Genomic DNA, 26,894 nt, shown 5'->3' with positions numbered 1-26,894 from the left:
TAGAGCGGTCGCCGGGTCGGGGCTACCATGCGGGATGACAGGGCTCGGATATCCCGGACCTGCCTGACCGCTCTGTGAGGAGCGACGAGATGTTCGAGAGGTTCACCGACCGCGCACGGCGGGTTGTCGTCCTGGCCCAAGAAGAGGCCCGGATGCTCAACCACAACTACATCGGTACGGAGCACATTCTTCTTGGCTTGATCCATGAAGGTGAAGGCGTTGCCGCCAAGGCTCTGGAGAGCCTCGGCATCAGTCTTGAAGGTGTGCGTCAGCAGGTCGAGGAGATCATCGGCCAGGGTCAGTCTGCGCCGTCGGGGCACATTCCGTTCACCCCGCGTGCCAAGAAGGTCCTTGAGCTTTCGCTCCGCGAAGCCCTGCAGCTAGGCCACAACTACATCGGCACCGAGCACATCCTGCTCGGCCTCATCCGTGAGGGCGAGGGCGTCGCCGCCCAGGTGCTGGTGAAGCTGGGCGCCGATCTCAACCGGGTCCGGCAGCAGGTCATCCAGTTGCTCCACGGCTACCAGGGCAAGGAGCCGGCCGCCGCGGGCGGCCCGACCGAGGCCGCGCCGTCGACCTCCCTTGTGCTGGACCAGTTCGGCCGCAACCTGACCCAGGCCGCCCGCGAGGGCAAGCTCGACCCGGTCATCGGCCGGGAGAAGGAGATCGAGCGGGTCATGCAGGTCCTGTCCCGCAGGACCAAGAACAACCCGGTCCTGGTGGGCGAGCCCGGCGTCGGCAAGACCGCCGTCGTGGAGGGCCTGTCCCAGAAGATCGTCAAGGGCGAGGTGCCCGAGACGCTCAAGGACAAGCAGCTCTACACCCTCGACCTGGGCGCCCTGGTGGCGGGTTCCCGCTACCGCGGTGACTTCGAGGAGCGGCTGAAGAAGGTCCTCAAGGAGATCCGCACCCGAGGCGACATCATCCTGTTCATCGACGAGCTCCACACGCTCGTCGGCGCGGGCGCCGCCGAGGGCGCGATCGACGCCGCGAGCATCCTGAAGCCGATGCTGGCCAGGGGCGAGCTGCAGACCATCGGAGCCACCACCCTCGACGAGTACCGCAAGCACCTGGAGAAGGACGCGGCGCTGGAGCGCCGCTTCCAGCCGATCCAGGTGGCCGAGCCCAGCCTCAGCCACACGATCGAGATCCTCAAGGGCCTGCGCGACCGCTACGAGGCACACCACCGCGTCTCCATCACCGACGGCGCCCTGGTCGCCGCCGCCCAGCTGGCCGACCGCTACATCAGCGACCGGTTCCTGCCCGACAAGGCGATCGACCTCATCGACGAGGCCGGCTCGCGCATGCGCATCCGCCGCATGACCGCGCCGCCGGACCTCCGCGAGTACGACGAGAAGATCGCCAACGTGCGGCGCGACAAGGAGTCCGCGATAGACGCGCAGGACTTCGAGAAGGCCGCCGCGCTGCGTGACCAGGAGAAGCAGCTCCAGCTCAAGCGCGAGCGCCGCGAGAAGGAGTGGAAGGCCGGCGACATGGACGTCGTCGCCGAGGTCACCGAGGAGCTCATCGCCGAGGTCCTGGCGACCGCCACCGGCATCCCGGTCTTCAAGCTCACCGAGGAGGAGTCCCAGCGACTGCTCCGCATGGAGGACGAGCTGCACAAGCGGATCATCGGTCAGGACGACGCCATCAAGGGTCTGTCCCGCTCGATCCGCCGTACGCGCGCCGGTCTGAAGGACCCGCGCCGTCCGGGTGGCTCGTTCATCTTCGCCGGCCCGTCCGGTGTCGGTAAGACCGAGCTGTCCAAGGCGCTGGCCGAGTTCCTGTTCGGGGACGAGGACGCGCTGATCATGCTGGACATGTCGGAGTTCATGGAGAAGCACACCGTCTCCCGCCTGTTCGGCTCGCCTCCCGGCTACGTCGGGTACGAGGAGGGCGGGCAGCTGACGGAGAAGGTGCGGCGCAAGCCGTTCTCGGTCGTCCTGTTCGACGAGATCGAGAAGGCCCACCCCGACATCTTCAACTCGCTGCTGCAGATCCTGGAGGACGGTCGCCTGACCGACGCCCAGGGCCGGGTGGTCGACTTCAAGAACACCGTCATCATCATGACGACGAACCTCGGCACCCGCGACATCTCCAAGGGTCAGGGCGTCGGCTTCGCGAAGAACAACGACGCCGAGTCCAACTACGACCGGATGAAGTCCAAGGTCCAGGAGGAGCTCAAGCAGCACTTCCGGCCGGAGTTCCTCAACCGTGTCGACGACATCGTGGTCTTCCACCAGCTCACGCCGAAGGAGATCATCCGCATCGTCGACCTGATGCTCGCCCAGGTGGGCCTGCGTCTGAAGGACCGCGACATGGGGATGGAGCTCACGCAGGAGGCCAAGCAGCTGCTGGCCGACCGTGGCTACGACCCGGTGATGGGCGCCCGCCCGCTCCGCCGTACGATCCAGCGCGAGCTGGAGGACACTCTCTCCGAGAAGATCCTGTACGGCGAGCTCCGTCCCGGCCAGATCGTGAAGATCGGCATCGAGGGCGAGGGCGAGAACGCGAAGTTCACCTTCATCGGTGAGAACGCGCCGGTCGACCAGGTTCCCGACTCGGCCGCCGCCATCGCGGAGCCGATCCAGAACTAGGAGCGACCGGGCACGGCCTGATCAGGCAGGGAGCAGACCCCGCCGTGAGGAGACTCACGGCGGGGTCTGCTTATTTGTTACCAAAGACGGTATCTCGCCACGACAGGTAGTACTACACTCTGTAGAGCGAGTTCGGTCGATCCCACCCAGATGATCTCAATGTCGTACGGACTGCGGTGGGAGCGGTGTCGAGGTCAGCCCAGCGACGTACCGAGGAATCAGCTCCGGGAGTGACGCGGAGGTCGGTGCCCGCGCGGGATGCTTCGGACGACCGGGTCGAGCTCCCGGAAGGGAGAGCTCCGGCTCACGCCGCCCTCGGCGCCCGGCACGGAGCCATCGGGGACGCTCACACGGAAAAGTACGCCTTGGAGGCACACATGCGTTTGCGGCACGAGGACGGGACGCTCGTTCACCTGGCCTACAACGCGGGTGTGCACCCCGCCGAGGATCTGGAGAACCTCATCGCGCACCTGACGCGGTACGCGGTGCCGGTGCGCAAGCGCCTCGGGGTGGAGCGCATGGGGGTCGGCCTCTGGCTCTCCCCGAGCGTCGCCGACCATCTCACCGCCGACAGGATCGAGCTGGTGCGCCTGCGCCGCTCCCTGGAGGAACGCGGCCTGGAGGTCGTCAGCCTCAACGGCACCGGCGGCAGGAACCAGGAGGTCCCCGGCCCCGACTGGGCCAAGCCCGAGCGCTACCGCTACACGATGGCCCTCGCCAAGATCCTGGCCTTCCTGCTCCCGCAGGACGTCCGTTTCGGAAGCATCTCCACCATCCCCATCGGCTGGCGCCGCGACTGGCCCGCCGACCTGCACTCGATCGCCTCGCGAAGGCTGGAGCGCCTCGCCCGCGAGCTGCGCGGCCTGTACAGCGTCACCGGCAAGACGATCAGGGTCGGCTTCGAGCCGTGGCCCGGATGCGTGCTGGAGACCACCAAGCAGGCCCTCGACCGGGTGGGCGGCATCGACTCCGAGCATCTCGGGATCTGCCTCGACGCCTGTTACCTCGCGGGCGGCTCTGAGGAGCCCGGAGCCGCCCTGCGCGGCCTGGCCGACACCGGAGCCCCGGTGGTGAAGCTCGGCCACGTGCACAACCACATGGCCGCCGCCTGCCAGGAGCTGCCCAGCACTCGTCCGGTGCTGGAGGACACCCTCACCGCGATGCTCTCCGGCGCGGTGAGCGGCACCGCGCACATCGAGGTGGAGACCCACGATCTGGCCGTGCCGCTGCGGACCAGGGGCCCCGGCGCCCTGGTCAACATGATCGCCGAGGAGCTCGACTGGGCGCGCACCAGCCTCACCGCCCTCGGCCTGCGTCTCGCCGCCTGACCCCCGCGCCCGCCGGTCCGCCGGTTCCACGGCGCGGCGGGAGTCTTTCCCGTCGTGTACGGAGGCCTCGACGGGAAGGGCCCCGGCGGCCTCGTTCCCGGACGAGAGGCCGTCCGTGCCGACCGGCCGCCCCTCGGCGGGCAGGGGCTCGATCCGGCACGTGACCCCGGCCCGGAGGCGGTCCGCGTCGTTTCGGCCAAAAGTCTCAACCAGGAAGTCTCAGCCGGGGAGGCGGTAGGCGCCGTCGTCGAGGACCTCGGCCAGGCCGTCCGCCACCAGGCCGTCGAGGGCCCGCTCGCGCTGCGGGGCGTCGTCCCAGACCACGTCGAGAGCCTCCTTGGGCACGGCGCCGTGGGCCTGGCGCAGCACCGCGAGGAGGCGGCCACGGCACTGGCGGTCCGTTCCCGCGTACGTCTGGCCCTTGCGCGCCGGGCCGTCGTAGGCCGGCTTGCCCGCCAGGCGCCAGGCGCACAGGTCGCTGATCGGGCAGTCGGCGCAGCGGGCGGCGCGGGCGGTGCACACCAGGGCGCCCAGCTCCATGATCGCGACCGCCCAGACGGGGGCGCGCTCGGCGTCCGGGAGGAGCGAGGCGGCGAGCCTGCGCTCGGCGGGAGTGGTGGCCTTCGGCGGGTACTCCTGGCCGCTGACGGCCCGCGCCAGGACCCGCCGGACGTTGGTGTCGAGAACCGCGTGGCGGCCCTGGAAGGCGAAGCTGGCGACCGCGGCGGCGGTGTACTCGCCGACACCGGGAAGCGCCAGCAGGGCGTCGTGATCGGTGGGGACCTCGCCGCCGTGCCGGTCGGTGATCGCGCGGGCGCACGCGTGCAGGTTCAGTGCCCGGCGGGGGTAGCCGAGGCGGCCCCAGTGGCGTACGGCCTCGCCGGGGGCCTCGCGGGCGAGCGAGGCGGGCGTGGGCCAGCGTTCCATCCACTCGGTCCAGACGGGCAGCACCCTGACCACCGGAGTCTGCTGCAGCATGATCTCGCTGACCAGGATCGACCAGGGGGAGGCGCCGGGCGCCCGCCAGGGAAGGTCGCGGGCGTTGGCGGCGTACCAGTCGAGGACGGGTTCGAGTAAGCGGTTCGGCTCGGGCACCTTTCGACGATAGTGCGGCCCCGGGCCCCCTTGACCGGCCTTCCCCCGCCTTCGTCCGTCGGCGTCCCGTGTCGGGAGGCCGAAACAGGCCGGAAGCGGCGGGTCGCCTGCTGTGGCCCGCGAGGACTAACCATACTGAGCGTATGGATCCCGACACGTTCCGTAGCGATATCGGAGTCGACGTCTACTGGCGGCGCCGGATGGCCGCGCTCGTCGGTGTGCTCGTGGTGGTCGCCTTCGTGGCGTGGGCCTGCTCGTCGACGAGCGGTCCCGACGACGTCAGGGAGAGAAACTCGGCCGCCCGGCAGGAGACCCCGGACCCGCTGGTGGCCGTCCTGCCGACCGTGACGCTCATCCCCTCGCCGACCGCGAGCCCGACGCCCTCGCCGGGGGTGGCCAAGGCGTCCGCCAGGCCCAGGCGGCCCGGCGAGGCCTGTGTCTCCCCGCAGCTCGTGCTGAGCATGGAGGGCCAGGGGACGGTCTACCCGGCGGGCATCCGGCCCCGGTTCACCCTCACCCTCGTCAACGTCGGCAAGGTGATGTGCACCGCCGACGTGGGGCCGCGCGCCATGGAGGTGCGTATCACCTCCGGCGACGACCGCGTGTGGTCGTCCTCCGACTGCGTCAGCGGCGAGGCCACCAACGTCCGCGAGCTCGACCGCGGCATCCCGTACGTCAAGGAGCTGGTGTGGGACCGTCGCCGGTCCGGTGACGACTGCGCCGCCGACCGCGCGGCCGCCCTGCCCGGCACCTACGTCGCGGTGGTCCACGCCCCGGGCCTGAGGAGCCGCAAGGCCGTCTTCCACCTCAGGTAGCCGGCCCGGGGGGTCTCATCCGGTGGTCGCCCGGGACCCCGGCCCGCCTTCGGTGACCGGGGGCCCTCGTCCGGGGGAGCCTCAGACGTAGCGTTCCAGGATGGACGACTCCGCCAGCCGGGACAGGCCCTCGCGGATGTGGCGGGCCCTGGCCTCGCCCACCCCGCCCACCTCCTGGAGCTCGCCGATGCTGGCCGCCAGGAGCTTCTGCAGGCTGGCGAACTGGTCGACGAGGCGGTCGACCACCGTGTTGGGCAGGCGCGGGACCTTGGCCAGCAGGCGGTAGCCCCGGGGACTCACCGGGGTCTCCAGGGCGTCGTTGCCCGAGTGGCCGAGGATCTGGGCGACGACCGAGAGGTCGAGCAGCTCGGCGGAGGAGAGCTGGTCGAGCTCGTGCAGCGCCTCGGCGAACTTGCGCGGCCGGCGGCCCGCCACGGGCAGGTAGTCGCGCACGATCAGCTCGCGGTCGCTCTCCGTGCCGGCCACGAGCTCGTCCAGCTGGAGGGAGAGCAGCCGGCCGTCGGTGCCGAGCTCGACCACGTAACCCGCGATCTCCTCCGAGATGCGCCTGACCATCTCCAGCCGCTGGGCGACCACCGCGATGTCGCGGACCGTCACCAGGTCCTCGATCTCCAGCGCCGAGAGTGTGCCGGAGACCTCGTCCAGGCGGAGCTTGTAGCGCTCCAGCGTGGCCAGGGCCTGGTTGGACTTGGACAGGATGACCGCCGACTCCTCCACCACGTAACGGATGCCGTCGAGGTAGAGGGCGATGATCCGCATGGACTTGCTGAGGGAAATGACCGGCAGCGACGTCTGCAGGGCGACGCGCTGGGCGGTGCGGTGCCGGGTGCCGGACTCGTCGGTGGGAATGGACGGATCGGGCATCAGGTGCACGGCCGCCCGCACGATCCGCAGGTCGCCGGCGTTGAGGACGATGGCGCCGTCCATCTTGGCCAGCTCCCGCAGCCGCGTCGCGGAGAACTCGACGTCCAGCTCGAAGCCGCCGCTGCAGATCTCCTCGACCGTGCCGTCGTATCCCAGCACGATCAGGCCACCGGTGTGCCCGCGGAGAATGCGCTCCAGCCCGTCGCGCAGAGCGGTGCCCGGTGCGACCGCGGCCAGGATGGCCCTGCGGCGTTCGTCGAGCCCTTTGTAGGTTGCTGCCACATGACCCCCGTGGTCTGCGTATAACGCTCAGCTTACCGGCGAAGGCCTCGCGCGGCCCGGAATCGGTGGATGCCACGCGCCGTGCGGCTCCCATGACGCGCCGCACCGGTGCGAGCGTACGGCGCCTGTGGACGGACCACGGGAGCGGGGCGCGGCTCAGGTGACGTGGGTGAGGGCGTCCCAGACGTTCTCCGCCTCGACGACGTCGAATCCGGGCGCGAAGGGCGCGCCGCGCCCGGCCACGGGGACGAGGGAGTGGTCGCCGTTGCGCTTCTTGCCCGTGTCGAGGGAGCCGGCGGGGACCAGCGCCCGGGTGAAGCCCAGCCGGGCGGCCTCCGACAGGCGGCGCCGCACGTCGCGCACCGGGCGCAGCTCCCCGGCCAGGCCCACCTCGCCGAGCACCACCAGGCCGGAGGGGAGCGCCTTGTCGCCGGCCGCGCTGGCGACCGCGAGCATCACCGACAGGTCGACCGCGGGATCGCTGAGCTTGATCCCCCCGACGGTGGCGGTGAAGACGTCGCACCCGCCCAGCTTGGCGTTGAGCCGCCGCTCCAGGACGGCGAGGACCATCGTCACCCGGTAGGTGTCGAGCCCGGAGGAGGAGCGGCGCGGCTGCTGCGCCTCGGTCCTGGCGACCAGCGCCTGGACCTCGGCCGGCAGCGGCCGGGTGCCCTCCAGGGTGACCGTGACGCACGTGCCGGGCACCGGGTCGGTGCGGTGGGAGACGAACAGGCCGCTGGCGTCGGCGATGCCCTCGATGCCGCTCTCGTGGAGATCGAAGCAGCCGACCTCGTCGACCGGGCCGTACCGGTTCTTGATCGCGCGGACCAGGCGGAGCCGGGAGTGCCGGTCGCCCTCGAAGTGGAGCACGACGTCGACCAGGTGCTCCAGGGTCCGGGGGCCGGCGATGGAGCCCTCCTTGGTGACGTGGCCGACCAGCACGGTGGCCATGCCGCGCTCCTTGGCCAGCCGCACCAGGTTTCCCGCGACCTCCCTGACCTGGGTCACCCCGCCGGGGACGCCGGTCGCCTGGGTGGAGCCGATCGTCTGCACCGAGTCGACGATGAGCAGGTCGGGCCGGACCTTCTCGACGTGCGAGACCAGCGCGCCCAGGTCGGTCTCGGCCGCCAGGTAGAGGCGGTCCTGGATCGCGCCGATGCGGTCGGCCCTGATCCGCACCTGGGCGGCCGACTCCTCGCCCGTGATGTAGAGGACCGTCTGCTGCCTGGCGATCTTGGCCGCCGCCTCCAGCAGGAGGGTCGACTTGCCGATGCCGGGCTCGCCGGCCAGCAGCACGACGGCTCCGGGGACCAGGCCGCCGCCGAGGACCCGGTCGAGCTCGGGCACCCCGGTGCCGCGCGCGTGCGCCACCTCGGCCTTGACCTGGCCGATCGGCACCGCGGGCGCCGACACCGCTCCGGCGGAGGCCACGCGCGCCCCCGCGGCCGCCGTCTCCTCCTCGACCGTGCCCCAGGCCTGGCACTCGCCGCAGCGCCCCACCCACTTGGCCGTCTGCCACCCGCACTCGGCACAGCGGTAGCCACCAGCCTTCTTCGCCATGGCCGCACGTTACCGGCAGGGCCCGACAACTTTCACCCGGTACGGCATGTCGTACCGGGTGGAGGGAGGCGCGCGCTTCGTCAGATGTGTCAGATGTGGCCTTCGAGGTCGGCCAGGAGCAGGCGCTTGGGCTTGGCGCCCTTGATCTGCCGCACCACCTCGCCGCCCTTGTAGAGGTTGAGCGTCGGCAGGCCGAGGACGCCGTACCTCGCCGTGATCTCGGGGTAGTCGTCGGCGTTGAGCTTGGCGATCGTGACGCGGTCGCCGTACTCGGACTCGATCTCCGCCAGGACGGGCGCGATCATCTTGCACGGCCCGCACCACTCGGCCCAGAAGTCGACCAGGACGGGCTTGTCGCTCCGCAGCACCTGCTCGTCGAAGTTCTCCGCGGTCAATGTGATCATGACTCTCCCACTTTCCTCAGTACGCATCCTGGGCAGGCCGTGGTCAGCTGGGCCGCCACCTCCGCCCTCCGGGTGAGAAGCGCGCGGATCTCGTCGTCGATCTCCGCCAGCTTGCGCTGGTAGACGGCCACGGACTCCGGGCACGACCCTCCCGAGTCGTGCCCGGCCCGCAGGCAGTCCACGAACGGGCGGGCGTCGTCCAGGGTGAACCCGACGGCGAGCAGCGAACGGATCTCGGAGACGAGCCTGAGATCCGCCTCGCCGTACTCCCGGTAGCCGTTGGCCGAGCGCGTGGCCGTGATCAGGCCCTGCTGCTCGTAGTAGCGCAGCGCGCGGGCGCTGACACCCGCCCGCCGAGCCAGCTCACCGATCCGCATCCGGCCCTCCCCATGACACGACGATAAACCTTGACATCAACGTCAAGGTCAAGCCGCGTCGCGTTGTTCCCGGCGGGCCGACCGGCCGGTTGGGTCCGCGAGAAGGTCAGAACAGCTTCCAGCGCAGCAGGTTGGGGTAGGCGATCTCCAGGCCGGGGGTCTCGGCGATGGCCTGTTCGGCGACCGCGGGGGTGAACTCGATGCGCAGCACCGCCTCCAGGTCGGCGCGGCGCTCGAAGGACATGCGCAGGTCGAGCCTGTTCGTCTGCCAGCCCTGGCGGTTCCAGAAGCTCTCGACGGCCCTGGCCGAGTACGCGGGGATGGACTGGCCGAACCAGCGGCCGAAGGCGCCGCGGGTGGTGTCGATGTCGATCACGAAGGCCGCGCCGCCGCGCCGCGTCACCCGGGACAGCTCGGCCAGGCCGGGCTCGCACCCGGGGCCGAAGAAGTACGCCCAGCGGGCGACGGCCACGTCCACGGAGGCGTCGGGCAGCGGGAGGGCCTGGGCGGTGGCGGCGTGGATCTCGACGTTCCGCAGGGCGTGGCAGCGGCGCCTGGCCAGCCGTACGAGGTCCTCGTGCGGCTCCGCGCCGATCACGCGGGTGGCGGTGGCGGCGAGGGCGGGCAGGTGGTAGCCGGTGCCGCAGCCGATGTCGAGGACCGTCGCGCCGGTCCAGGACCGGATGGCCGACATCGCGGCCTCGGCGCGCCCCTCGGGGTCCACCGCCCGGTTCTCCAGTTCGTAGGTCTGTGGGGTGTTCCAGATGTTGGGGCTGGGGATGGCGCCCCTCAAGAACCTCGGCATGCCCTCACCGTAATGGTGTGATCTGGGACGCGTCGGTGGTGGCGGACAGCACTGCTCTCCGGACCCGCTTAGGCTGGCAAAGGTGAGCGACTTGAGCGAGTGGGCCGGTCGGCCCGGCGGTGTTCGCGAGTGTGCGCTCCGAGCCGGAGACGAGGAAGCGGTATGAGCGTCCGTGTATCCAGCGCGAAGATCGCGCTGTCCACAGCGTCGGTGTATCCCGAGCGCACTCCCGACGCCTTCGAGCTGGCCGCGCGCCTGGGGTACGACGGCGTGGAGATCATGGTGGGCGCCGACCCCGTGAGCCAGGACGTCGACGTCCTGGAGCGGCTGTCGGACCACTACCAGCTGCCGATCCTGGCCATCCACGCGCCGTGCCTGCTGGTGACGCAGCGTGTGTGGGGCAAGGACCCGTGGGCCAAGCTCCAGCGCGCGCAGCGCGCCGCCGAGCGGGTCGGCGCCAGGACGGTCGTGGTGCATCCCCCGTTCCGCTGGCAGCGCGACTACGCGCGCGACTTCGAGATCGGCCTGGCCAGGATGCGCGACGAGACCGACGTGGTCTTCGCGGTGGAGAACATGTTCCCGCTGAAGGCCAGGGGCAACGAGGTCGTCCCCTACTCGCCCGACTGGAACCCGGTCGACTACGACTTCCCGCAGGTGACGCTGGACCTGTCGCACACGGCGGTGTCCGGGTCCGACGCCCTGGAGATGTTCACCAAGCTCGGCGACCGGCTCGCCCACCTGCACCTGGCCGACGGCCTGGGGGTGCCGAACAAGGACGAGCACCTGGTTCCCGGGCGGGGCGGCCAGCCGTGCGCGCCGATCCTGGAGCGGATGGCGGGCAACGGATACTCCGGGCTGGTCGTGCTGGAGATCAACACGCGCAAGGCGGCCAGCCGCTCCGAGCGGATCGACGACCTCGCGGAGGCGCTGGCCTTCGCCCGGCTGCACCTCGCGGCCTCCACCCCCGCATGAGCGAGCCCTTCGCGAGCGCCTCGTCCGGGGACGGGTCCCCGTCCGGGAACGGGTCCGTGTCCAGGAACGGGCTCTCGTCCGGAAACGGGAACGGGAACGGGCCCGCGTCCGAGGGCGGGCCCGCCGTGGAGGAGAGGAAGCGCCCGGGGCGCAGGCCGGGGTCGGCCGACACGCGTGGGCAGATCCTCGCGGCGGCGCGCGAGACCTTCGCGGAGAAGGGGTTCGACAAGGCGACCATCCGGGGCATCGCCCGGCAGGCGGGGGTGGACCCGGCGCTGGTCCATCACTACTTCTCCGGCAAGGAGGGGATGTTCGTCGAGGCGATGAACCTGCCGATCACCCCCGACATCGTCCTCTCGGCGGTCACGGCGGTGCCCCGCGAGGAGGTCGGGGAGCGGCTGGTCCGGCTCATCCTGACGATCGTCGCGGAGGAGGGGGCGCGCCAGCCGTTACTGGCACTGATCCGCACCGCGATGACCAACGAGCAGATGGTGGTCACGATCCGCGAGTTCATGACCGGGGCGCTCCTCAACCGGGTCGCGGAGGCCCTGGACGTCCCGCCGATCCGGATGGAGGCGGCGTTCTCGCAGATGTTCGGGGTGGTCCTGGTGCGTTACGTCCTCAAGCTGGAGCCGCTGGCCTCGGTGGACATCGAGGATCTGGTGAAACTGCTCACGCCCACGATCCAGGGCTATCTCGACCGGCCGGAATAGCCCTCCAGGCCTCCTGCTCGCCCGTTTCACGTCACGTCCCGCGGGTCTCCCCGGTCACTCCGATGTCGTCCGGAGGCGTACAGAGCATTGTTCTGGGAACGGTGTTGACCATAGGGTGACCACGGTCGCCGCGGGTCCCGGTGCGAAGCGAAGTTACTCATCGGTAGGATTCGTGGAGACCTCTTGTCATCGTGGATGACCGGCGGTCGTACGCTGGCAGCCAACGCCGTCTGTGGGAGGACCCGTGCTCTGGGTAGCGATCATCGGGCTGGTCATGACAGCCGTCGCGGTCGCGCTTGCCGCGCGCCGCGTGTTGTTCCTGTACAAGCTCGCCACCGTCGGGCCCGCCGCGCCCGAGCGTGTCGCGTACGCCAGGAGTCACCTGGGTGAGGAGATCAAGGCCCAGCTGGTCGAGGTCTTCGGGCAGCGGAAGCTGCTGAAGTGGACGGCGTCGGGCATCGCGCACTTCTTCGTCATGTGGGCGTTCTTCATCCTGGCGACCGTCTATCTGGAGGCGTACGGCGCGCTGATCCAGGGGGCCGTCACCGGCACCCCCGACTTCCACATCCCGCTCGTCGGGACGTGGGCGGTCCTGGGCTTCCTGCAGGACTTCATCGCGGTCGCGGCCCTGCTCGGCCTCCTCGCCTTCGCGATCATCAGGATCAAGAACTCGCCGAAGAGGCTGGGCCGCAGGTCCCGCTTCTCCGGGTCGCACCTCGGCGGCGCCTGGCTCGTCCTCTTCATGATCTTCAACGTGATCTGGACGATGCTGCTCTTCCGCGGCGCGGCGGCCAACACCGGCAACCTGCCGTACGCCTCGGGGGCGTTCGCCTCCGACGCGGTCGCCGCCCTGCTGCGCCCGCTGGGGGCCTCGGCCAACGAGGTGCTCGAACACGTCGGGCTGCTCCTGCACATCGGCGTCATGCTGGTGTTCCTCGTGATCGTGGTGAACTCCAAACACCTGCACATCTTCACCGCGCCGCTGAACGTGGCGTTCTCCCGGCGCCCCGACGGCAACGGCCCGGCCCAGCCGATGCGGATCGACGGCAAGCTCGTCGACTTCGAGGACGAGGAGCTCGACGGAGACCGGCTCGGCCGGGGCAAGATCGAGGACACCACCTGGAAGGGCTTCCTCGACTTCTACACCTGCACCGAGTGCGGGCGCTGCCAGGACCAGTGCCCGGCCTGGAACACCGACAAGCCGCTCTCGCCGAAGATGCTGATCCTGGAGCAGCGCGACCACGCCTTCAAGATCGCGCCGTACCTGACGGCCACCCAGGAGGAGCGCGCGGGCTTCCACGAGGACGTGCTGGCCCTGCTGGAGAAGCCGCTGGTCGGCGAGGACGGCGTCATCCACCCCGACGTGCTGTGGTCCTGCACCAACTGCGGCGCCTGCGTCGAGCAGTGCCCGGTCGACATCGAGCACATCGACCACATCCTCGACATGCGCCGCTACCAGGCGATGGTGGAGTCCAACTTCCCGTCCGAGGCCGGCGTCATGGTCAAGAACCTGGAGAACAAGGGCAACCCGTGGGGGATGTCCGAGACGAAGCGGGCCGACTGGATCGAGGAGCTGGCCGGGCGCGAGGTCGACCCCATCGAGGTCACGCTGATCGACGAGAAGATGCCCGACGACACCGAGTACCTCTTCTGGGTCGGTTGCGCCGGGGCCCTGGAGGACCGGGCGAAGAAGACCACCAAGGCGGTCGCGGAGCTGCTGCACGTCGCGGGCGTCAAGTTCGCGGTGCTCGGCCCGATGGAGGCGTGCACCGGCGACCCGGCCCGCCGCCTGGGCATGGAGTATCTCTTCGACATGCTGGCCAAGCAGAACATCGAGACCCTGAACGAGGCCGGGGTCAAGAAGATCGTCGCGACCTGCCCGCACTGCTTCAACACCCTCGCCAACGAGTATCCCCAGCTCGGCGGCACCTACGAGGTGGTGCACCACACCCAGTTGCTCGCCAAGCTCGTGGACGAGGGCAAACTGGTCCCGGTCACGCCGATCGAGGAGAAGATCACTTACCACGACCCGTGCTTCCTCGGACGCCACAACAAGGTTTACTCCCAGCCCCGCGACATCATGGCCAAGGTGCCCGGGGTGAGGACCCAGGAGATGCACCGGCACAAGGACCGCGGCTTCTGCTGCGGCGCGGGCGGCGCGCGGATGTGGATGGAGGAGCGGCTCGGCAAGCGCATCAACACCGAGCGGGTGGACGAGGCGCTGACCACCGAGCCGGACACCATCTCCACCGCGTGCCCGTTCTGCCTGGTCATGCTCGGTGACTCGATCAACGAGAAGAAGAACACGGGTGAGGCCAAGGAGACGCTGGAGGTCGTCGACGTCTCCCAGCTGCTGATCAAGTCGATCAAGGGCCAGCCCGTCGAGGCGTCCTGACATCCGGCCGGCAATCGGTCAGAGGGAACATTTTCCCGATGTTCCCTCTGACATATGGTCAAGTCATTGGGAAAAGGATGTCAGGTCCGAAAACCTTTCTCCACATAACGGGAAAATCACGGTAACCTCAACGTCGCGTAGCTCATTCAACGGGGAGGGGGCTTGACGATGCCCGTCGTCGTCAGCGATGCCGAGGTTACCCTGGCCGATGTTCTCTCACTTCGGCTGGCCGTCGACGAACCTCTGGCCGACGGCACCGAACTGGTCCTGCGTAACCGGGCCACCTCGGTCGAGAGCCGGGTGCCGCTGGGCACCCCGGACGTACGGATGCGCGAGGCGGAGCTGGCGGTCTCGCTCGCGCCGCTCGAACTCGGTCCCGGCCGCTGGGACACCTACCTGCAACAGGGCACGGCGCGCACGCGGCTGCGCAGCGTCGACCCCGGATTCTCCCTCGACCACCTCGACGCGTACGCGCTGAGCCGCCGCACGCTGGCCTATCGCGCCTACCGGACCCGCAACGGCTTCCTCGCCCTGAAGGTCGACGACGCCCGGCCGGCGGCGGACGTCCGTTCCGTCTGGTTCAGGGAGGGGCGCTTCGAGGTCACCGGGCTGCTCGCCTTCACCGGTCTCGACGACGACGAGGCGCGGCACGAGGCGAAGCTCGCGCTGCGCCGCAGCCGGCCCGACGCGGAGCTGACCTCCGTTGCAACGGTCCAGGGTGTGCGCTTCCACGCCGCGCTCTCGCTGTGCGACGTGCTCGCCGCCGCCCCCGACCAGACCGGCACCTGGGAACCCTCGCTGGAGGTACGCGGCGTGGCCACGCCGCTCCGCCTGGCCTCCCGGCTGGACGACGTCGACGGCAAACGCCGCCGCCTGCACTACCCCGCCGCGCAGATCGACGGCGTGCCGATCCGGCCCTGCTACACGGCGGACGACGAGCTCAGGATCGAGGTCGGCGGGTGAGGATCTGCCTGCTCACCCCCTCCGTCTACGGCATGCGCGGTGACGTCCGCTCGATCGTCAACCTCGCGGGGGAGCTGGCAGAACGTCACGAGGTCGAGATCATCAGCGTCCGCCGCCACCGGGAGAAACCGTTCTTCCCGGTGGCGTCCGGCGTGAGGCTCTCCTGGGTGGTCGACGCCCAGCCGGGGGTCAGGTACCTGCTCCCGCGAGGCCAGATGCGCACCGAGGTCGCCCTCTGGCGGCGGCTGCGCGGGCTGCGGGCCGACGTGCTGATCAGCACCCGGCCGGGGCTGAGCGTCCAGGTGGCCAGGCACGCCCCCCGCGACGTCACCCGGATCGCCCGCGAGTGGGGCCGGCCGCCGGTGCCGGGGCCGATCAGGAAGTTCTACCCGCGCCTGGACGCGGTCGCCGCCGCCACCGAGGCGAGCCGGGAGGAGTGGGACCGGCTGCTGGACGGGAACGTCCCGGTCAGCACGATCCCGGACGCGCTGCCCGCCGGGCCGTGGCCGCGCTCGCGGATGGACAACCGCATCGTCGCCGCGGGCGGGCGCCTGGTGCCGGTGAAGGCCCACGACCGGCTGATCCGCGCGTTCGCCGTCGTCGCGGGCAAGCGCCCCGACTGGCGGCTGCGGCTGTACGGCGGGGGCCCCGAGGAGAAGCGCCTGCGCGCCCTGGTCGGCGACCTCGACCTGCACAACCACGTCTACTTCATGGGGACGACCTCCGACCTGACCGGCGAGTTCGCCAAGGCGTCGATCGTGGCGACGACCTCCAGGACGGAGGTGCTCGGGATGACCGTGATCGAGGCGATGGCCAGCGGGGTGCCGGTGATCGCGTTCGACGCCCCCCGGGGGCCTGGCGAGTTCGTGGCCGACGGCCGGAACGGGGTGCTGGTCGCCGAGGGGGAGGACGAGATCGAGGCGTACGCGTCCGCGCTGCTCGCGCTCATCGACGACGAGCGGCGGCGCAGGGAACTGGCCGCGGGCGCGCTGGAGGTCGCGGCGGGCCACGGCGCGGCCTCGGTGGCCGACCGCTGGGAGAAACTGATCGCGGCCGCGTCCCATCGCGCCTGACACCGGTACCGTTGGGACATGCATGGGTACAGCGGTGACAAGCAGGCTTATCTGACCCGGTTGCGGCGCATCGAGGGGCAGATCAGGGGCCTGCAGCGGATGGTCGAAGAGGATGCCTACTGCATCGACGTGCTGACCCAGGTCTCGGCCGCCACGCGGGCGCTCCAGGCGGTGGCGCTCGGCCTGCTGGAGGACCACATCGGGCACTGCGTCGCCGACGCCATCAGCACCGGGGGGCCGGAGGCGGAGGAGAAGGTCAAGGAGGCCTCGGCCGCGATCGCCCGTCTCGTCCGTTCGTGACTAGTCACATGACTATCTTTTCCGACCACGTCCCGGACCCCGCTGGAGGGTCCGGGACCAGGTCTTGGAAACGGTTCTTCCCGAGGCCTCAGCAAACAGCCGAAGCACTCAATCCGAGCGCGTTGTCGAGCTCCACCAAGGTGAGGGGCCGTTCGCTGATCGCGACGGCGGACAGCACCTCGGCATAGAGCGCGATCTCGTCCAACGCGACACGGTCGTGGACCCTAGAGTCCAGGTCGTCGTGCCCCACCGCGTCGTCCTTCCTTCCGCAGCCCACACCCACTTCGAGGTTACGGCGGGCGGTCATCGGTGCCCATGGCCCATCGGGACCATTCCTCGCCCCGCCCGTCACATCCTCAAGGAGGATCATTTCCCGTTTAGGAGATCACAATTCAGCTAATTGTCTGATGCGTAGGGGGCTAGAAGGATATAGGGAGAGTAAGGATGAAATAACTGTATTTGTGGTTTAGCTATACCGGTGTGTGTCAGAAGTGACGGGGGTACGTTCCCGACACTCCGGGGACGGGATCGTCGCGCTCGTGCGTCAGCCGGTGCACGACCGCGGAGGCCGTCGCGAATCCGCGCTCCGGTATGTCGGTCCCCGTGAGGCGGCACCACGCGAGCCCGGTGGCGTAGGCGGCGCCGAGCAGGGCGGCCGCCGCGGCCCGGTCCGGCGGGTGGAGCGCCGATGGCAGCTTCCCCGAGCGCGGCCAGCACCCCCGCAGCGGGTGCGAGGCGTCGGTGAGCACCACGTGGAGGATGTGCCGCAGCTCGGGATCCAGCCACGGGTAGAGACCGTCGGCCGCCCTGGGCGCGACGCCCGACAGGTCGGCGGCGAGCAGCGAGGCGGCCACCGCCCTGGGGTCGGCGCCCATCGGGGCGAGGAAGCCCAGCGCCTGGACCAGGTCGTAGACCGCGTGCTGGAAGTGCTCGCCGGGCGAGGTGTCGGGCAGCGTCAGGTGGGGCGGGCATCGCGAGAGCCACGCGTGCCGTACGGGCTCGTCCCCCTGACGGGCCACGACGGGGTCCTGGCAGGCCCGGCGGAGCAACGGCTCGACCATGGACAGCAGGGCGTCGGCCCTCGGCCCGAACCTCGGGTCCTCGCGCACCGCGGCGGCGGTGTCGGCCATCAGCGCGACCAGCCGCAGGCCCGCCTCGGGGTGCCCAGCCCTGACCCGCTCGCCGTACAGCGCGACCAGGTCGTCCAGCGAGGTGGGCGGCAGCCAGCGGACCCACTCGTCACCGGGCAGGGGGCGGGCCAGGAACTCCCCGAACATCGACAGCAGCACCTCGTTGCCGTCGAAGGCCGGGGCGTAGGCGCACCACATGAGCGTGCCCCAGATCGCGGCGACGGGACTGGCCACCTCCCTGGCGAAGAGCTTGGCGAACGCCCCGGTGATCGGGAAGTCCTCCCTGCGCCTGCCGCGCTGGGCGACCACCAGCTCGCGGACCCGCTCAGTGATCTTGTACGGCACGTCGGGGCCGACGAACCCCTGGACCGACCCCCGGTCGGCGACGAGGTCGGCGCCGGAAGGCACCAGGTGCGGCGTGAGCATCGAGGTGACGTGGATCACGTGCGCCGCGGCGCGGAACTCGCGGTCCGCCGGGGGAGCGGTCAGGTACCAGCGGCCGTCGGCGGGATCCTGGCGGTACCACCGGGCGTGGGCGCCGAACAGCCAGCGCCCGCCGTCCGGGGTGGCCAGCGTGCGCTGCGCGATGGCCTGGGCGCGCGCGAGCGGCGGCAGCGCCACCCACCGGTGGTCGGCGACCATGGTCCGCACGTCGTTCTCGATGGCGTCGAACCCGTCCCACTGCCACACGCCGGTCATCGGCATTCCGGGGCGATGGCCCCTGGCCTGCGCCACGGGCGGGATGCCCCTGCCTCCCTTCGGTCAAGGTCGTGCCAGGCCCCGCGATCCCCCGATGGGGCCTGGCACGATCGTAAGGCCCTCCCCGCCACCGCGTCGGGGCGCGTCCGGTGCGGCTCGGGGCCGGGAAATCCCGAAACGCCGGTACACCTGGGCGTCCGGAGCTTTCGGATCTTCGGCGTTTGGTCGTTCAGGTCGGCTGGAGGGGTGACGGGAGGGCGGTCGCGGCCCGGTGGCGAGCCGCCTTGGCGATGTAACCGGCCGGTGTGCGGGCGAAGGAGTCGCGGTCGTCGTCGGTGAGCTCACGGATGATCTTCCCGGGGACGCCCGCGACGAGCACTCTCGCCGGGATCCGCTTGCCCGGTCCCACCAGGGCGCCCGCCGCGATCAGCGACCCCGCGCCGATCCTGGCGCCGCCGAGCACGATCGCGCCGATGCCCACGAGCGCGCCGGTCTCCACGTGGGCCCCGTGCACCACGGCCTTGTGCCCGAGGCTCACCCGGGGCTCCAGCACGGCCGGCTCGCCCGGGTCGGCGTGCAGGCAGCACAGGTCCTGGATGTTGCACTCCTCCCCGACCTCGACGTCCTCGTCGTCTCCGCGCAGGACCGAGCCGTACCAGACGTTCGCGGCACGGCCCAGCCGTACCCTCCCGACGACCACCGCTCCGGGGGCTATGTAGGCGTCCGGATGGATCTGGGGGACCGCGTCGCCGTCGAGGGCGGCGATGTAGGGCGTGGCGTTCATGCAGACGATGGTACGAGGGGGCGATCTGCCCGGTATTTCCGCAAGCAGGTCGGGCGTTCCGGTTGCGGACTTGGGCAGTAAGCAGGAAAGTCGTCTCCTGACGTCTCCTTTCCCGCCACACAACCTCCACGGGCAGTGCCATGACAAACCAGCACGAGAGCTTTCCCGACCTGATGCATGAGGACTCGTTCGAGGTCGTCATGCGCGGCTACAGCCGTCGTCAGGTTCACGACTACATGGACCGCCACCGCCACCAGATCCGCGACCTGGAGGAGCGGCTCGGGCGCGCGATCGACCAGGCCGAGCAGGGCCGGATCGAGTTGGTCGAGGCCCGCAAGAGGATCTCGGACGCCCCGCAGGACTACGACGAGCTCGGCCAGAGGCTCAGCCAGATCCTGAAACTCGGAGAGGAGGAGGCCGCCTCCAAGAAGCAGGTCGCCGAGGCCGAGTCGATCAAGCTCCGCGACGACACGGTCGCGGAGGCCGAGCGGCTGATCACCTCCGCCCGGGATCGGGCCGAGGGCATCCTGAACGCCGCGCAGCAGGAGGCCGAGCGCCGGGTCGCCGAGGCCACCGCCGCGGCCGAGCAGATGCTCGCCCAGGCTGGCAACGACGCCGAGGAGACGCTCAACGCGGCCCGTGCCGAGTCCGAGGAGACCCTGCGCGGTGCCCGCACCGAGGCCGACCGGATGGTCACCTCGGCGCGGAGCGAGGCCGAGCGGACGGTCCAGGAGGCTCGCGCCGAGGCCGACTCCACGCTGAGCGCCGCCAGTGCCGAGGCGGAGGCGACCGTCCTCGCCGCCAACACCGACGCGCACTCCACCCTGTCGACGGCCCAGCAGCGCGCCGCCGCCCTGGACGAGACCACCGGCCGCCGGGTCGTCTATCTCACCGACACCCACCACGAGGTCATGCGCCGCCTGCACGAGATGGGCGCCGTCCTGGGGGACCTGCTCCACCGCGAGGGCACGTCCGGCCCCCTGGTCGACGAGGCCTCCGTGCTGCCCCCGGCCCGCGTCCAGCCCGCGCTGCCCGCCCCGGTCGCCGGGCCTGACCCCGATCACGTCCCCGATTCCGCTTCCACCTCCGCCCCGGCCGAGGCTCCCGACGACGTCCAGGGCGCAACCGGTGCGGCGGACACCGTCACACCTGACGGCGCGGAGGCGCCGTCGGGACAGGCCGGGCACGCCCCGCAGGCCGGACCCGAGGACACGCGGGACGCCGACTTCGACAGCTCGTCCGACCTGGAGTCCGTACGCGTGATCGTGGACGACGAAGTCCCGGCCAGGGGCGCGGGCGAACGGCGCGGCGACCGTTCCGACGAGGCGCGTGTCGAGGTGTACGACGACACCGCCGGGCTCGGCGCCGACGACACCGACACCGACCTCGGTCCGGCCGCGGGGAAGGCCGGCAAGGGCGAGGAGAAGTACGCCGCCCCCAGAAGGAAGTAGGGGACCCCGCCCCCGGAGACCGTGAAGCGGGTTCGTGCGGCCGTGGAGACGTCGCGCGTCACGGGTGGCGGGAGTGGCCCGGCGATCGACGGGAGTGGCCCGAGGATCAAGCGGAAGCCCCCGCCCCCGATAGGGTCGGGGGCTTCCGCGATTGGGGGCCCGGCGCCGGGACCGCATCGGATCCGCTCATCCCGGCACCGGGCGGTCTTCAGGTGTCCGTTCGCGGCTCCGTGTCGCCGGAACGTTCCCGTTGGTCGAGTAGCTGCTCGCGCAGCCCTTCCGGATCGTCCGCGTCGATGGTCATCGCGCAGCCGACGTCACGCTGGGCGGAGGTCAGCGGGTGGTGGCGGGTGGCCCACCACCTGCCCGCGTCGCTCCGCCAGATCGTCCAGTCGGGGAACTCCCGGGCGATTTCAGCGAGATGTCGGTCGAGAGACATCCGTGCACCTTCCCCGCGCCCAGGCCCGCCTTTGCGACGTTCCACCTCTGACGGTGAGGCACTTCTCTAGAGAAATCAATGATCGCGGGGGACAGGTCAACCTATCGGTTGACGGATGGCCTTGATCTATGAGTCGAAGTCGTACTGAAGTACGTAAGAGGCGGCATCGAGGATCATCTCGTTGACCTCGACGGCGACGCCGTCGGCGGTGCGGGCGACCCGGGCGATCACGATGACCGGGGTGCCCGCGGGCAGGTCGAGCTGGACGGTCTCATGGGGATGGGGCATACGGGCCCTGATCTCCTCGGTGAAGTGCACCGGGGCGTGGCCGAGCTCGCCGAGGCGCGCGTATACGCCTCCCGGGCCCGTGTCCTCTCTCGTGATCGCGGTTCCCTCCACCAGGGTGGCGGGGAAGTGGGAGACCGACAGTTGCACCGGCCGCTCGTCCACCGAGTAGCGCCGCCTGCGGACCCACACCTCGGGGCCGCCCAGCACCCGGGCGACGGCGTCCTCGGCGGTCTCCCGGTCGATGTACACCTCGTCCACGGTGTAGGGGCGCCCCCTGGTGTCGGAGTCCCAGATGGCCTCGCCGCGCCCCCACTGGTCGCGGGAGAGCCGCCGGGAGCCGTGCCGCCTGATGGGGCGGAACTGCCTGACGTACACCCCCGAGCCGCGTTTGGGGACGGCCAGTCCTTCGTTGATTAGTACGGACAGGGCCTGCCTGGCGGTGGCACGGGCTATGCCGTGCCTCGCCATCAGGGCGTTCTCGCCCGGAAGCCGATCCCCGTCTCGGAGATCGCCGGACAGGATCGCTTCGCGAAGCCCGTCGGCGATGCGCCGATAGATCGGGGGCTCGGGAGGTACCGGGGACTGCTGCACGTTCGATCACCCTCTGTCACCAACCGGGTTTGGCGTCTCCAGAGAACTTGCCCCGCCTTGTCCACGATCGCACAGATACGGAGGTTGGTATCGTGCTTCTTTTGGGAGGATCGTGCCCGTGTGGCGATCTTAAAGAGTTTCTCCGGCCCGTTACCGTGGAACGGTCCCAGCCGGTATTCGGACGGCCCACCACCGGCGCGTGACGAGCGCGGCCGACACGGCCCCCGTCGCGTTGACGATCACGTCGTCGACGGAGCTCACCCGCCCCAGGCGCAGGACGTACTGGAGGACCTCCACGGTGAGCGAAGCCCCGGCCGCCACGGTCGCGATCCTGGCGAGTGACGCGAACCGCGCCGAACGGACGGGGAGCATGGCCCCGAGCGCGGCGAAGACCAGGAGATTGCCTCCCACCTGCACGAACGCCGCCTGTCCCGGCCCGTTGAGTGTCGCCCACAGGTCCGCGAACGGGACGAGGCTGACGCCGGAGACCCCTGCCCCGGGGGTGAGGATCATCCAGATCCAGGGCGCGGTACCGGCCACCGTGACCGCGTCGGCCAGGGCGGTGCGCGCGGGGAAGGGGTGCCCGGCGCGGGTGCGGCGGAGGGTCAGCAGACGGGCGGCCACGACGACCGCGGGGACCGCGAGGAGGGCCGCCAGGACGATGTTCCCCCACTGCTGCCACGCCTGGTGCATGAGGCAATGATCAACGATTCGGGGCGCGGAGGCCCGCAGGGCGGCCACCAGGGTTACGAGAAGGTGACCTTCGAGCAAGGGTCGTTCCCACCCTCGGCGGCGCCGCGAAGGCGTCCGGGCGCGGGGGAATCGGGGTGAGGGAGAGACCGGCCGGCGCAGTCCTCCCGGGAGACGAGGCCGGGGGTACTTGGAGCGGGAAGCCGCCTCCAGGGCAGGGAGGTGCCTTTCGGGGCTTTCAGGTTCTTCGGACCCTCCTGGGCTTTCGGGTCCTTCGGGTCCTTCGGGTCCTTCGGGTCCTTCGGGTCCTTCGGGTTCTTCAGGGTTTCGGGGCGGGGGCGTCTCAGGGGAGGGAGGCCGGGGCGAGGTTGCGGCCGAGGAAGTGCACGGCCCGGTCCCAGGCGGCCCGCGCGGCCTCCGGGTCGTGGAACTGCGGGGCCTCGTGGTTGTGGAAGGCGTGCCCGGCCTCCTCGGCGACGTACACCTCGACGTTCGGCCGCCCGGCCGCGGCCTTCTCCACCACGGAGACCCGCTCGCGCGGGATGTAGGGATCGGAACCGCCGAACACGAGCAGCAGCGGGCAGGTGATCTTCTCCAGCATGCCCGCCGCGTCGGGTACGGCGGATCCGTAGAACGACAGGACCGCGTCCACCTCGACCGTGGCCGCGAGCAGGTAGCCGATCGAGCCGCCCAGGCAGAATCCGACCACCCCGGCCCCGCCCTCGGCCTCGGGCAGCCCCCGCAGGTGCGTCAGGGCCACGGCCGAGTCGGCCACCCCGTGGGGGACGTCGAACGTGGAGACCATCTCGACCGACAGGCTCGTCCCCGCGTCGTCGTGGTCGGACACCCAGTTGGGCCGGATCCGCCAGAACAGGTCGGGGGCGCCGACGACGTACCCGAGCGCCGCCAGGTCCTCGGCCACCTTCCTGATGTACGGCCCCACCCCGTAGATCTCCTGGACCAGCAGGACGACCGGGCCCCGGCCTGCCGGGGGCAGCCACAGATGCAGGTCGAACGAGCCGTCGGCGACGGTAACCGTCTCGGTGCGAGCTTCCACGTGTTCCTCCTGCTGGCGTATGGCTTACGGCGGTCGGCGTACGGCGACGGACGGGCGGGCAGTGAATCGCATACCCGTCGAACGCGGACAGATGTGCGGACCGGCACACGTCCTGCCGTCAGATGGTCCTGGCCAGGGCGCGGGAGATGCCCAGCGCGGCGGCCTTGACGGCCGGGGCGAGCCGGGTGGGCTGGAAGCGGGCGAGCGGCACCGAGACGGACAGCGCGGCCACGGCCACGCCGTCGCCGAACACCGGGGCCGCGATGCACGCGCCGCCCAGCTGGGCCTCCTCCCGTTCGTAGGCCAGTCCCGCCGCCTGGATCTGGCCGATGGCCTCCTCCAGGCGACGGGGGTCGACGATCGAGTGCGGGGTCAACCGGCGCAGCGGGCGGCCGAGGACCTCGTCGATCAGGTCGGGCCCCGAGTAGGCCAGCAGGGCCTTGCCGATCCCGGTGCAGGTCAGCGGGAGGCGCCCGCCGACGCGCGAGGGCAGCGCGAAGGTCTCCTGGCCGCGGATCTTCTCGACGTAGACGACGTCGAGCCCGTCGCGTACGCCCAGGTGGACGGTCTCGTGGGTCGCCTCGTAAAGGTCGTGCATGTAGGGCAGCGCCGCGTGTCTCAGGTCGCGCTCCAGGGGCACGATGCTCCCGAGTTCGAAGAGGCGGCGGCCGAGATAGTAGCCGTCGGGGCGGCGGGTGACCGCGCCGATCGAGGTCAGTTCGGTGAGCAGCCGGAAGGCGGTGGTCTTGGGCAGGTGGCAGCGCTCGGCGACGTCGGTCAGGCGCAGCGGCCCTCCCGTGGGACGGAACGCGTCCAGCACGAGCCAGGATTTCTCCAGCACGGACAGCCGGTCGGGGTTCCGTTTCACGGAACGCATTCTTGCCTATGGGCCACTCACGGCTCTATACCCGTACATAGTGACCTTAAGGAGTACATCCCCGAGGAGCAGTCTTGTCTGACCAGGTGAACCACTTCATCGGTGGGGTGCCGGTCGCCGAGGGCGCGACGTTCACCACCCACGATCCGGTGACCGGCCTGCCGGTGCGCGAGGTCCGTGAGGCGGACCGGGAGGTCGTCGGCAGGGCGGTGGCCGCCGCCCGCGCGGCCCTGCCCGGGTGGGCGGCGCTGCCGGTGGCGGAGCGGGCCGCCTGGTCGCGCCGCCTCGCCGACGCGATCGAGGAGCGGTTCGAGGACCTGGTCGCGGCGGAGATCGCCGACACCGGGAAGTCGGTCACCCAGACCCGCACCCTGGACATCCCGCGCGGCGCCGCGAACCTCCGGTCGTTCGCCGAGATCGCGGCCCAGCACCCGGAGGACGCGTTCCACCTGACGGACGTGCTGAGCTACACCGTCCGCAAGCCACTCGGCGTGGTCGCGGTGATCGTGCCGTGGAACCTGCCGTTCCTGCTCGCGACCTGGAAGCTCGGTCCCGCGCTCGTCGCGGGCAACACCGTGGTCGTCAAGCCCTCGGAGCACACGCCGGGCTCGGTCGCGGTGCTCGCGGAGATCGCCGCGTCGATCGGCCTGCCCCCGGGCGTCCTCAACGTCGTGAACGGCTTCGGCGGCGGCTCCACCGGCCAGTTCCTGGTGGAGCACCCCGGCGTGGACGCGGTCACCTTCACCGGCGAGAGCCGTACCGGGTCGACGATCATGAAGGCGGTCGCGGACCGGGTCAAGCCCGTCTCGTTCGAGCTGGGCGGCAAGAACGCCGGGCTCGTCTTCGCCGACGCCGACCTGGACGCGGCCGTCGAGGGGAGCGTGCGGTCGGTCTTCACCAACGGCGGCCAGGTCTGCCTGTGCACCGAGCGGCTCTACGTGCAGCGGCCGGTCTTCGAGGAGTTCACCGGGCGGCTGGCCGCGCGCGCCGGGGAGCTGCGGTTCGGCCGCCCCTCCGACGAGGACGCCACGATGATGCCGATGATCTCCGCCGAGCACCGGGACAAGGTGCTCTCCTACTACGAGCTCGCAAAGCACGAGGGCGCCGAGATCCGCGCCGGGGGCGGGGTGCCGCGCTTCGGCGACGACCGCGACGGCGGCTACTACGTCGAGCCGACCGTGCTGACCGGCCTGCCGCCCGGCTCGCGGGTGAACCGGGAGGAGATCTTCGGCCCGGTCTGCCACATCGCCCCGTTCGACACCGAGGCCGAGGCGGTCGGGCTGGCCAACGACAGCGAGTACGGCCTGGCGGCGACCGTCTGGACCTCGAACCTGAGCAGGGCCCACCGGGTCGCCAGGTCGCTGGAGGCCGGGCTGGTCTGGGTCAACACCTGGTACCTGCGCGACCTGCGCACCCCCTTCGGCGGGGTGAAGCTCTCCGGCATCGGCCGCGAGGGCGGTACGCGCTCACTGGACTTCTACTCCGAGCCCACCACGATCACCATCAAGCTGGAGCCTGGACATGACTGAGTGGAGCGAGGCCACCGACGTGCACGCGGAGGCGGCCGACCGGCTGCTGGAGGCGGCCAGGAGCGGCAGGCCGTGCGCCCCGGTACGCGAGACGCTGCCGAACGGGAGCGCCGAGACCGGCTACGCCGTACAGGAGATCAACACCAGGCGGGCGCTGGACGAGGGCCGCAGGCTGGTCGGCAGGAAGATCGGGCTGACCTCCGAGGCGGTCCGGCGCCAGCTCGGCGTGGACCGGCCCGACTTCGGGATGCTCTTCGCCGACATGGCCTACCTCGACGGCCTGCCCGTGCCGACCGGCCGCTTCCTGCAGCCCAGGGTCGAGGCGGAGATCGCGCTGGTCCTCGGGGGCGACCTGGAGGGCGGCCCGTTCACGGTCGCCGACGTCATCCGGGCGGTCGACTTCGCGCTTCCGGCGATCGAGATCGTCGACAGCCGCATCGCGGGCTGGGACATCACGCTCGTCGACACGATCGCCGACAACGCCTCCAGCGGGGCGTTCGTCCTAGGCAACACCCCGGCGAGCCTGCGCGGCCTGGACCTGCGCCTGGCCGGGATGACCATGAACCGGCGCGGCCAGGAGGTGTCCACCGGCGCGGGCGCGGCCTGCCTCGGCCACCCGCTCAACGCCGCGGTCTGGCTGGCCGACGCGCTGGGCCGCACGGACTTCCCGCTGCGCGCCGGGGACGTCGTGCTCACCGGCGCGCTCGGCCCGGTGGTCGACGCCGAGCCGGGCGACGCGTTCGAGGCCCACATCGAGGGCCTCGGCTCGGTCAGGACGGTGTTCTCGTGACGGCC

25 protein-coding genes are annotated in these 26,894 nt (G+C 70.8%); 12 read left to right on the top strand and 13 right to left on the bottom strand.

All coding sequences use genetic code 11. The annotated features are described in order from the left end of the window. Positions 1-89 precede the first annotated feature (89 nt). Both ACSC1Q_RS33000 and ACSC1Q_RS32995 read left to right on the top strand, forming a co-directional pair. Positions 90-2,597 carry an ATP-dependent Clp protease ATP-binding subunit gene (locus ACSC1Q_RS33000; protein ID WP_344744009.1) on the top strand — a complete coding sequence of 836 codons (2,508 nt, stop codon included), beginning with the start codon at positions 90-92 and terminating at the stop codon, positions 2,595-2,597. Positions 2,598-2,974: 377 nt separating this feature from the next. Next, positions 2,975-3,925 (top strand): TIM barrel protein, encoded by a 951-nt coding sequence (locus ACSC1Q_RS32995; protein ID WP_436762613.1) that lies wholly within the window; start codon positions 2,975-2,977, stop codon positions 3,923-3,925. A gap of 219 nt (positions 3,926-4,144) precedes the next feature. On the opposite strand, the gene ACSC1Q_RS32990 is transcribed toward ACSC1Q_RS32995, so the two are convergent. Then, entirely contained in the window at positions 4,145-5,020 is an 876-nt protein-coding gene (locus ACSC1Q_RS32990) for an HhH-GPD family protein (protein WP_436762612.1), read from the bottom strand. 143 nt (positions 5,021-5,163) lie between these two features. On the opposite strand from ACSC1Q_RS32990, the gene ACSC1Q_RS32985 reads away from it, so the two are divergent. Next, a complete protein-coding gene (locus ACSC1Q_RS32985) occupies positions 5,164-5,835 on the top strand; it encodes a hypothetical protein (RefSeq protein ID WP_436762611.1) in 672 nt (223 codons plus the stop codon). Between the two features lie 81 nt (positions 5,836-5,916). Here ACSC1Q_RS32985 and disA read toward each other — a convergent pair whose 3' ends face one another. The 5 genes from disA to ACSC1Q_RS32960 form a co-directional block, all read right to left on the bottom strand. Next, on the bottom strand, positions 5,917-7,002 hold the full coding sequence (gene disA / locus ACSC1Q_RS32980; protein ID WP_436762610.1) for a DNA integrity scanning diadenylate cyclase DisA: 1,086 nt from the start codon (positions 7,000-7,002) through the stop codon (positions 5,917-5,919). 156 nt (positions 7,003-7,158) lie between these two features. Next, positions 7,159-8,562, bottom strand: coding sequence for a DNA repair protein RadA (radA, locus tag ACSC1Q_RS32975; protein WP_436762609.1), 1,404 nt, complete (start codon positions 8,560-8,562; stop codon positions 7,159-7,161). Between the two features lie 89 nt (positions 8,563-8,651). Beyond that, entirely contained in the window at positions 8,652-8,966 is a 315-nt protein-coding gene (gene trxA, locus ACSC1Q_RS32970) for a thioredoxin (protein WP_436762608.1), read from the bottom strand. Beyond that, a complete protein-coding gene (locus ACSC1Q_RS32965; protein WP_436762607.1) occupies positions 8,963-9,343 on the bottom strand; it encodes a MerR family transcriptional regulator in 381 nt (126 codons plus the stop codon). Before ACSC1Q_RS32965 ends, trxA begins: the two co-directional genes overlap by 4 nt. Before the next feature lie 106 nt (positions 9,344-9,449). Further along, complete coding sequence (locus tag ACSC1Q_RS32960; protein ID WP_436762606.1) at positions 9,450-10,148, bottom strand: class I SAM-dependent methyltransferase; 699 nt, start codon at positions 10,146-10,148, stop codon at positions 9,450-9,452. A 162-nt stretch (positions 10,149-10,310) separates the two neighbouring features. On the opposite strand from ACSC1Q_RS32960, the gene ACSC1Q_RS32955 reads away from it, so the two are divergent. From ACSC1Q_RS32955 to ACSC1Q_RS32930, 6 genes are all read left to right on the top strand, one after another. Continuing rightward, positions 10,311-11,120 carry a sugar phosphate isomerase/epimerase family protein gene (locus ACSC1Q_RS32955; protein ID WP_350972497.1) on the top strand — a complete coding sequence of 270 codons (810 nt, stop codon included), beginning with the start codon at positions 10,311-10,313 and terminating at the stop codon, positions 11,118-11,120. 125 nt (positions 11,121-11,245) lie between these two features. Next, positions 11,246-11,833 (top strand): TetR/AcrR family transcriptional regulator, encoded by a 588-nt coding sequence (locus ACSC1Q_RS32950; protein ID WP_436762605.1) that lies wholly within the window; start codon positions 11,246-11,248, stop codon positions 11,831-11,833. Between the two features lie 244 nt (positions 11,834-12,077). After that, the gene (locus ACSC1Q_RS32945) at positions 12,078-14,228 is read left to right on the top strand and encodes a (Fe-S)-binding protein (protein WP_436762604.1); all 2,151 of its coding nucleotides are present in this window, start codon (positions 12,078-12,080) and stop codon (positions 14,226-14,228) included. A 168-nt stretch (positions 14,229-14,396) separates the two neighbouring features. After that, positions 14,397-15,191: a hypothetical protein gene (locus ACSC1Q_RS32940; protein WP_436762650.1), complete on the top strand. Its 795-nt coding sequence runs from the start codon at positions 14,397-14,399 to the stop codon at positions 15,189-15,191. Then, positions 15,188-16,264: a glycosyltransferase gene (locus ACSC1Q_RS32935; RefSeq protein ID WP_436762603.1), complete on the top strand. Its 1,077-nt coding sequence runs from the start codon at positions 15,188-15,190 to the stop codon at positions 16,262-16,264. Before ACSC1Q_RS32940 ends, ACSC1Q_RS32935 begins: the two co-directional genes overlap by 4 nt. Before the next feature lie 18 nt (positions 16,265-16,282). Next, the gene (locus tag ACSC1Q_RS32930) at positions 16,283-16,564 is read left to right on the top strand and encodes a metal-sensitive transcriptional regulator (protein ID WP_031157959.1); all 282 of its coding nucleotides are present in this window, start codon (positions 16,283-16,285) and stop codon (positions 16,562-16,564) included. Positions 16,565-17,049: 485 nt separating this feature from the next. On the opposite strand, the gene ACSC1Q_RS32925 is transcribed toward ACSC1Q_RS32930, so the two are convergent. Then, the gene (locus tag ACSC1Q_RS32925) at positions 17,050-18,393 is read right to left on the bottom strand and encodes a hypothetical protein (RefSeq protein WP_436762602.1); all 1,344 of its coding nucleotides are present in this window, start codon (positions 18,391-18,393) and stop codon (positions 17,050-17,052) included. A gap of 229 nt (positions 18,394-18,622) precedes the next feature. After that, positions 18,623-19,177 carry a gamma carbonic anhydrase family protein gene (locus ACSC1Q_RS32920; protein ID WP_436762601.1) on the bottom strand — a complete coding sequence of 185 codons (555 nt, stop codon included), beginning with the start codon at positions 19,175-19,177 and terminating at the stop codon, positions 18,623-18,625. 140 nt (positions 19,178-19,317) lie between these two features. Between ACSC1Q_RS32920 and ACSC1Q_RS32915 the strand changes: the two genes are divergently transcribed. Continuing rightward, entirely contained in the window at positions 19,318-20,628 is a 1,311-nt protein-coding gene (locus tag ACSC1Q_RS32915; protein WP_436762600.1) for a hypothetical protein, read from the top strand. Between the two features lie 208 nt (positions 20,629-20,836). Here ACSC1Q_RS32915 and ACSC1Q_RS32910 read toward each other — a convergent pair whose 3' ends face one another. From ACSC1Q_RS32910 to ACSC1Q_RS32890, 5 genes are all read right to left on the bottom strand, one after another. Further along, a complete protein-coding gene (locus ACSC1Q_RS32910) occupies positions 20,837-21,067 on the bottom strand; it encodes a hypothetical protein (protein ID WP_436762599.1) in 231 nt (76 codons plus the stop codon). A gap of 126 nt (positions 21,068-21,193) precedes the next feature. After that, the gene (locus ACSC1Q_RS32905; RefSeq protein ID WP_436762598.1) at positions 21,194-21,946 is read right to left on the bottom strand and encodes a GntR family transcriptional regulator; all 753 of its coding nucleotides are present in this window, start codon (positions 21,944-21,946) and stop codon (positions 21,194-21,196) included. Between the two features lie 150 nt (positions 21,947-22,096). Continuing rightward, on the bottom strand, positions 22,097-22,639 hold the full coding sequence (locus ACSC1Q_RS32900; RefSeq protein WP_436762597.1) for a VanZ family protein: 543 nt from the start codon (positions 22,637-22,639) through the stop codon (positions 22,097-22,099). 340 nt (positions 22,640-22,979) lie between these two features. Further along, positions 22,980-23,693, bottom strand: coding sequence for a dienelactone hydrolase family protein (locus tag ACSC1Q_RS32895; RefSeq protein WP_436762596.1), 714 nt, complete (start codon positions 23,691-23,693; stop codon positions 22,980-22,982). A gap of 118 nt (positions 23,694-23,811) precedes the next feature. Continuing rightward, complete coding sequence (locus tag ACSC1Q_RS32890; RefSeq protein ID WP_436762595.1) at positions 23,812-24,570, bottom strand: IclR family transcriptional regulator; 759 nt, start codon at positions 24,568-24,570, stop codon at positions 23,812-23,814. A gap of 74 nt (positions 24,571-24,644) precedes the next feature. Between ACSC1Q_RS32890 and ACSC1Q_RS32885 the strand changes: the two genes are divergently transcribed. Then, complete coding sequence (locus ACSC1Q_RS32885; RefSeq protein WP_436762594.1) at positions 24,645-26,099, top strand: 2-hydroxymuconic semialdehyde dehydrogenase; 1,455 nt, start codon at positions 24,645-24,647, stop codon at positions 26,097-26,099. Further along, positions 26,092-26,889 carry a 2-keto-4-pentenoate hydratase gene (locus ACSC1Q_RS32880; protein ID WP_436762593.1) on the top strand — a complete coding sequence of 266 codons (798 nt, stop codon included), beginning with the start codon at positions 26,092-26,094 and terminating at the stop codon, positions 26,887-26,889. The genes ACSC1Q_RS32885 and ACSC1Q_RS32880 overlap by 8 nt, the downstream gene beginning before the upstream one ends. Positions 26,890-26,894: the final 5 nt, after the last annotated feature.

Origin of the sequence: Streptosporangium heterodermiicola, assembly GCF_051390675.1 — a bacterium.
Classification (GTDB): domain Bacteria; phylum Actinomycetota; class Actinomycetes; order Streptosporangiales; family Streptosporangiaceae; genus Streptosporangium.
Note: the sequence above shows the minus strand (reverse complement) of the source record. Positions and strands in the feature narration are given on the sequence as shown.

Bases quoted from the DNA above. Each gene is read 5' to 3' on its own strand.
- ACSC1Q_RS33000 (WP_344744009.1), top strand. From the start codon at position 90: ATGTTCGAGAGGTTCACCGACCGCGCACGGCGGGTTGTCGTCCTGGCC.
- ACSC1Q_RS32995 (WP_436762613.1), top strand. From the start codon at position 2,975: ATGCGTTTGCGGCACGAGGACGGGACGCTCGTTCACCTGGCCTACAAC.
- ACSC1Q_RS32985 (WP_436762611.1), top strand. From the start codon at position 5,164: ATGGATCCCGACACGTTCCGTAGCGATATCGGAGTCGACGTCTACTGG.
- radA (WP_436762609.1), bottom strand. From the start codon at position 8,562: ATGGCGAAGAAGGCTGGTGGCTACCGCTGTGCCGAGTGCGGGTGGCAG.
- trxA (WP_436762608.1), bottom strand. From the start codon at position 8,966: ATGATCACATTGACCGCGGAGAACTTCGACGAGCAGGTGCTGCGGAGC.
- ACSC1Q_RS32965 (WP_436762607.1), bottom strand. From the start codon at position 9,343: ATGCGGATCGGTGAGCTGGCTCGGCGGGCGGGTGTCAGCGCCCGCGCG.
- ACSC1Q_RS32960 (WP_436762606.1), bottom strand. From the start codon at position 10,148: ATGCCGAGGTTCTTGAGGGGCGCCATCCCCAGCCCCAACATCTGGAAC.
- ACSC1Q_RS32955 (WP_350972497.1), top strand. From the start codon at position 10,311: ATGAGCGTCCGTGTATCCAGCGCGAAGATCGCGCTGTCCACAGCGTCG.
- ACSC1Q_RS32940 (WP_436762650.1), top strand. From the start codon at position 14,397: ATGCCCGTCGTCGTCAGCGATGCCGAGGTTACCCTGGCCGATGTTCTC.
- ACSC1Q_RS32930 (WP_031157959.1), top strand. From the start codon at position 16,283: ATGCATGGGTACAGCGGTGACAAGCAGGCTTATCTGACCCGGTTGCGG.
- ACSC1Q_RS32925 (WP_436762602.1), bottom strand. From the start codon at position 18,393: ATGACCGGCGTGTGGCAGTGGGACGGGTTCGACGCCATCGAGAACGAC.
- ACSC1Q_RS32920 (WP_436762601.1), bottom strand. From the start codon at position 19,177: ATGAACGCCACGCCCTACATCGCCGCCCTCGACGGCGACGCGGTCCCC.
- ACSC1Q_RS32915 (WP_436762600.1), top strand. From the start codon at position 19,318: ATGACAAACCAGCACGAGAGCTTTCCCGACCTGATGCATGAGGACTCG.
- ACSC1Q_RS32910 (WP_436762599.1), bottom strand. From the start codon at position 21,067: ATGTCTCTCGACCGACATCTCGCTGAAATCGCCCGGGAGTTCCCCGAC.
- ACSC1Q_RS32900 (WP_436762597.1), bottom strand. From the start codon at position 22,639: ATGCACCAGGCGTGGCAGCAGTGGGGGAACATCGTCCTGGCGGCCCTC.
- ACSC1Q_RS32890 (WP_436762595.1), bottom strand. From the start codon at position 24,570: ATGCGTTCCGTGAAACGGAACCCCGACCGGCTGTCCGTGCTGGAGAAA.
- ACSC1Q_RS32880 (WP_436762593.1), top strand. From the start codon at position 26,092: ATGACTGAGTGGAGCGAGGCCACCGACGTGCACGCGGAGGCGGCCGAC.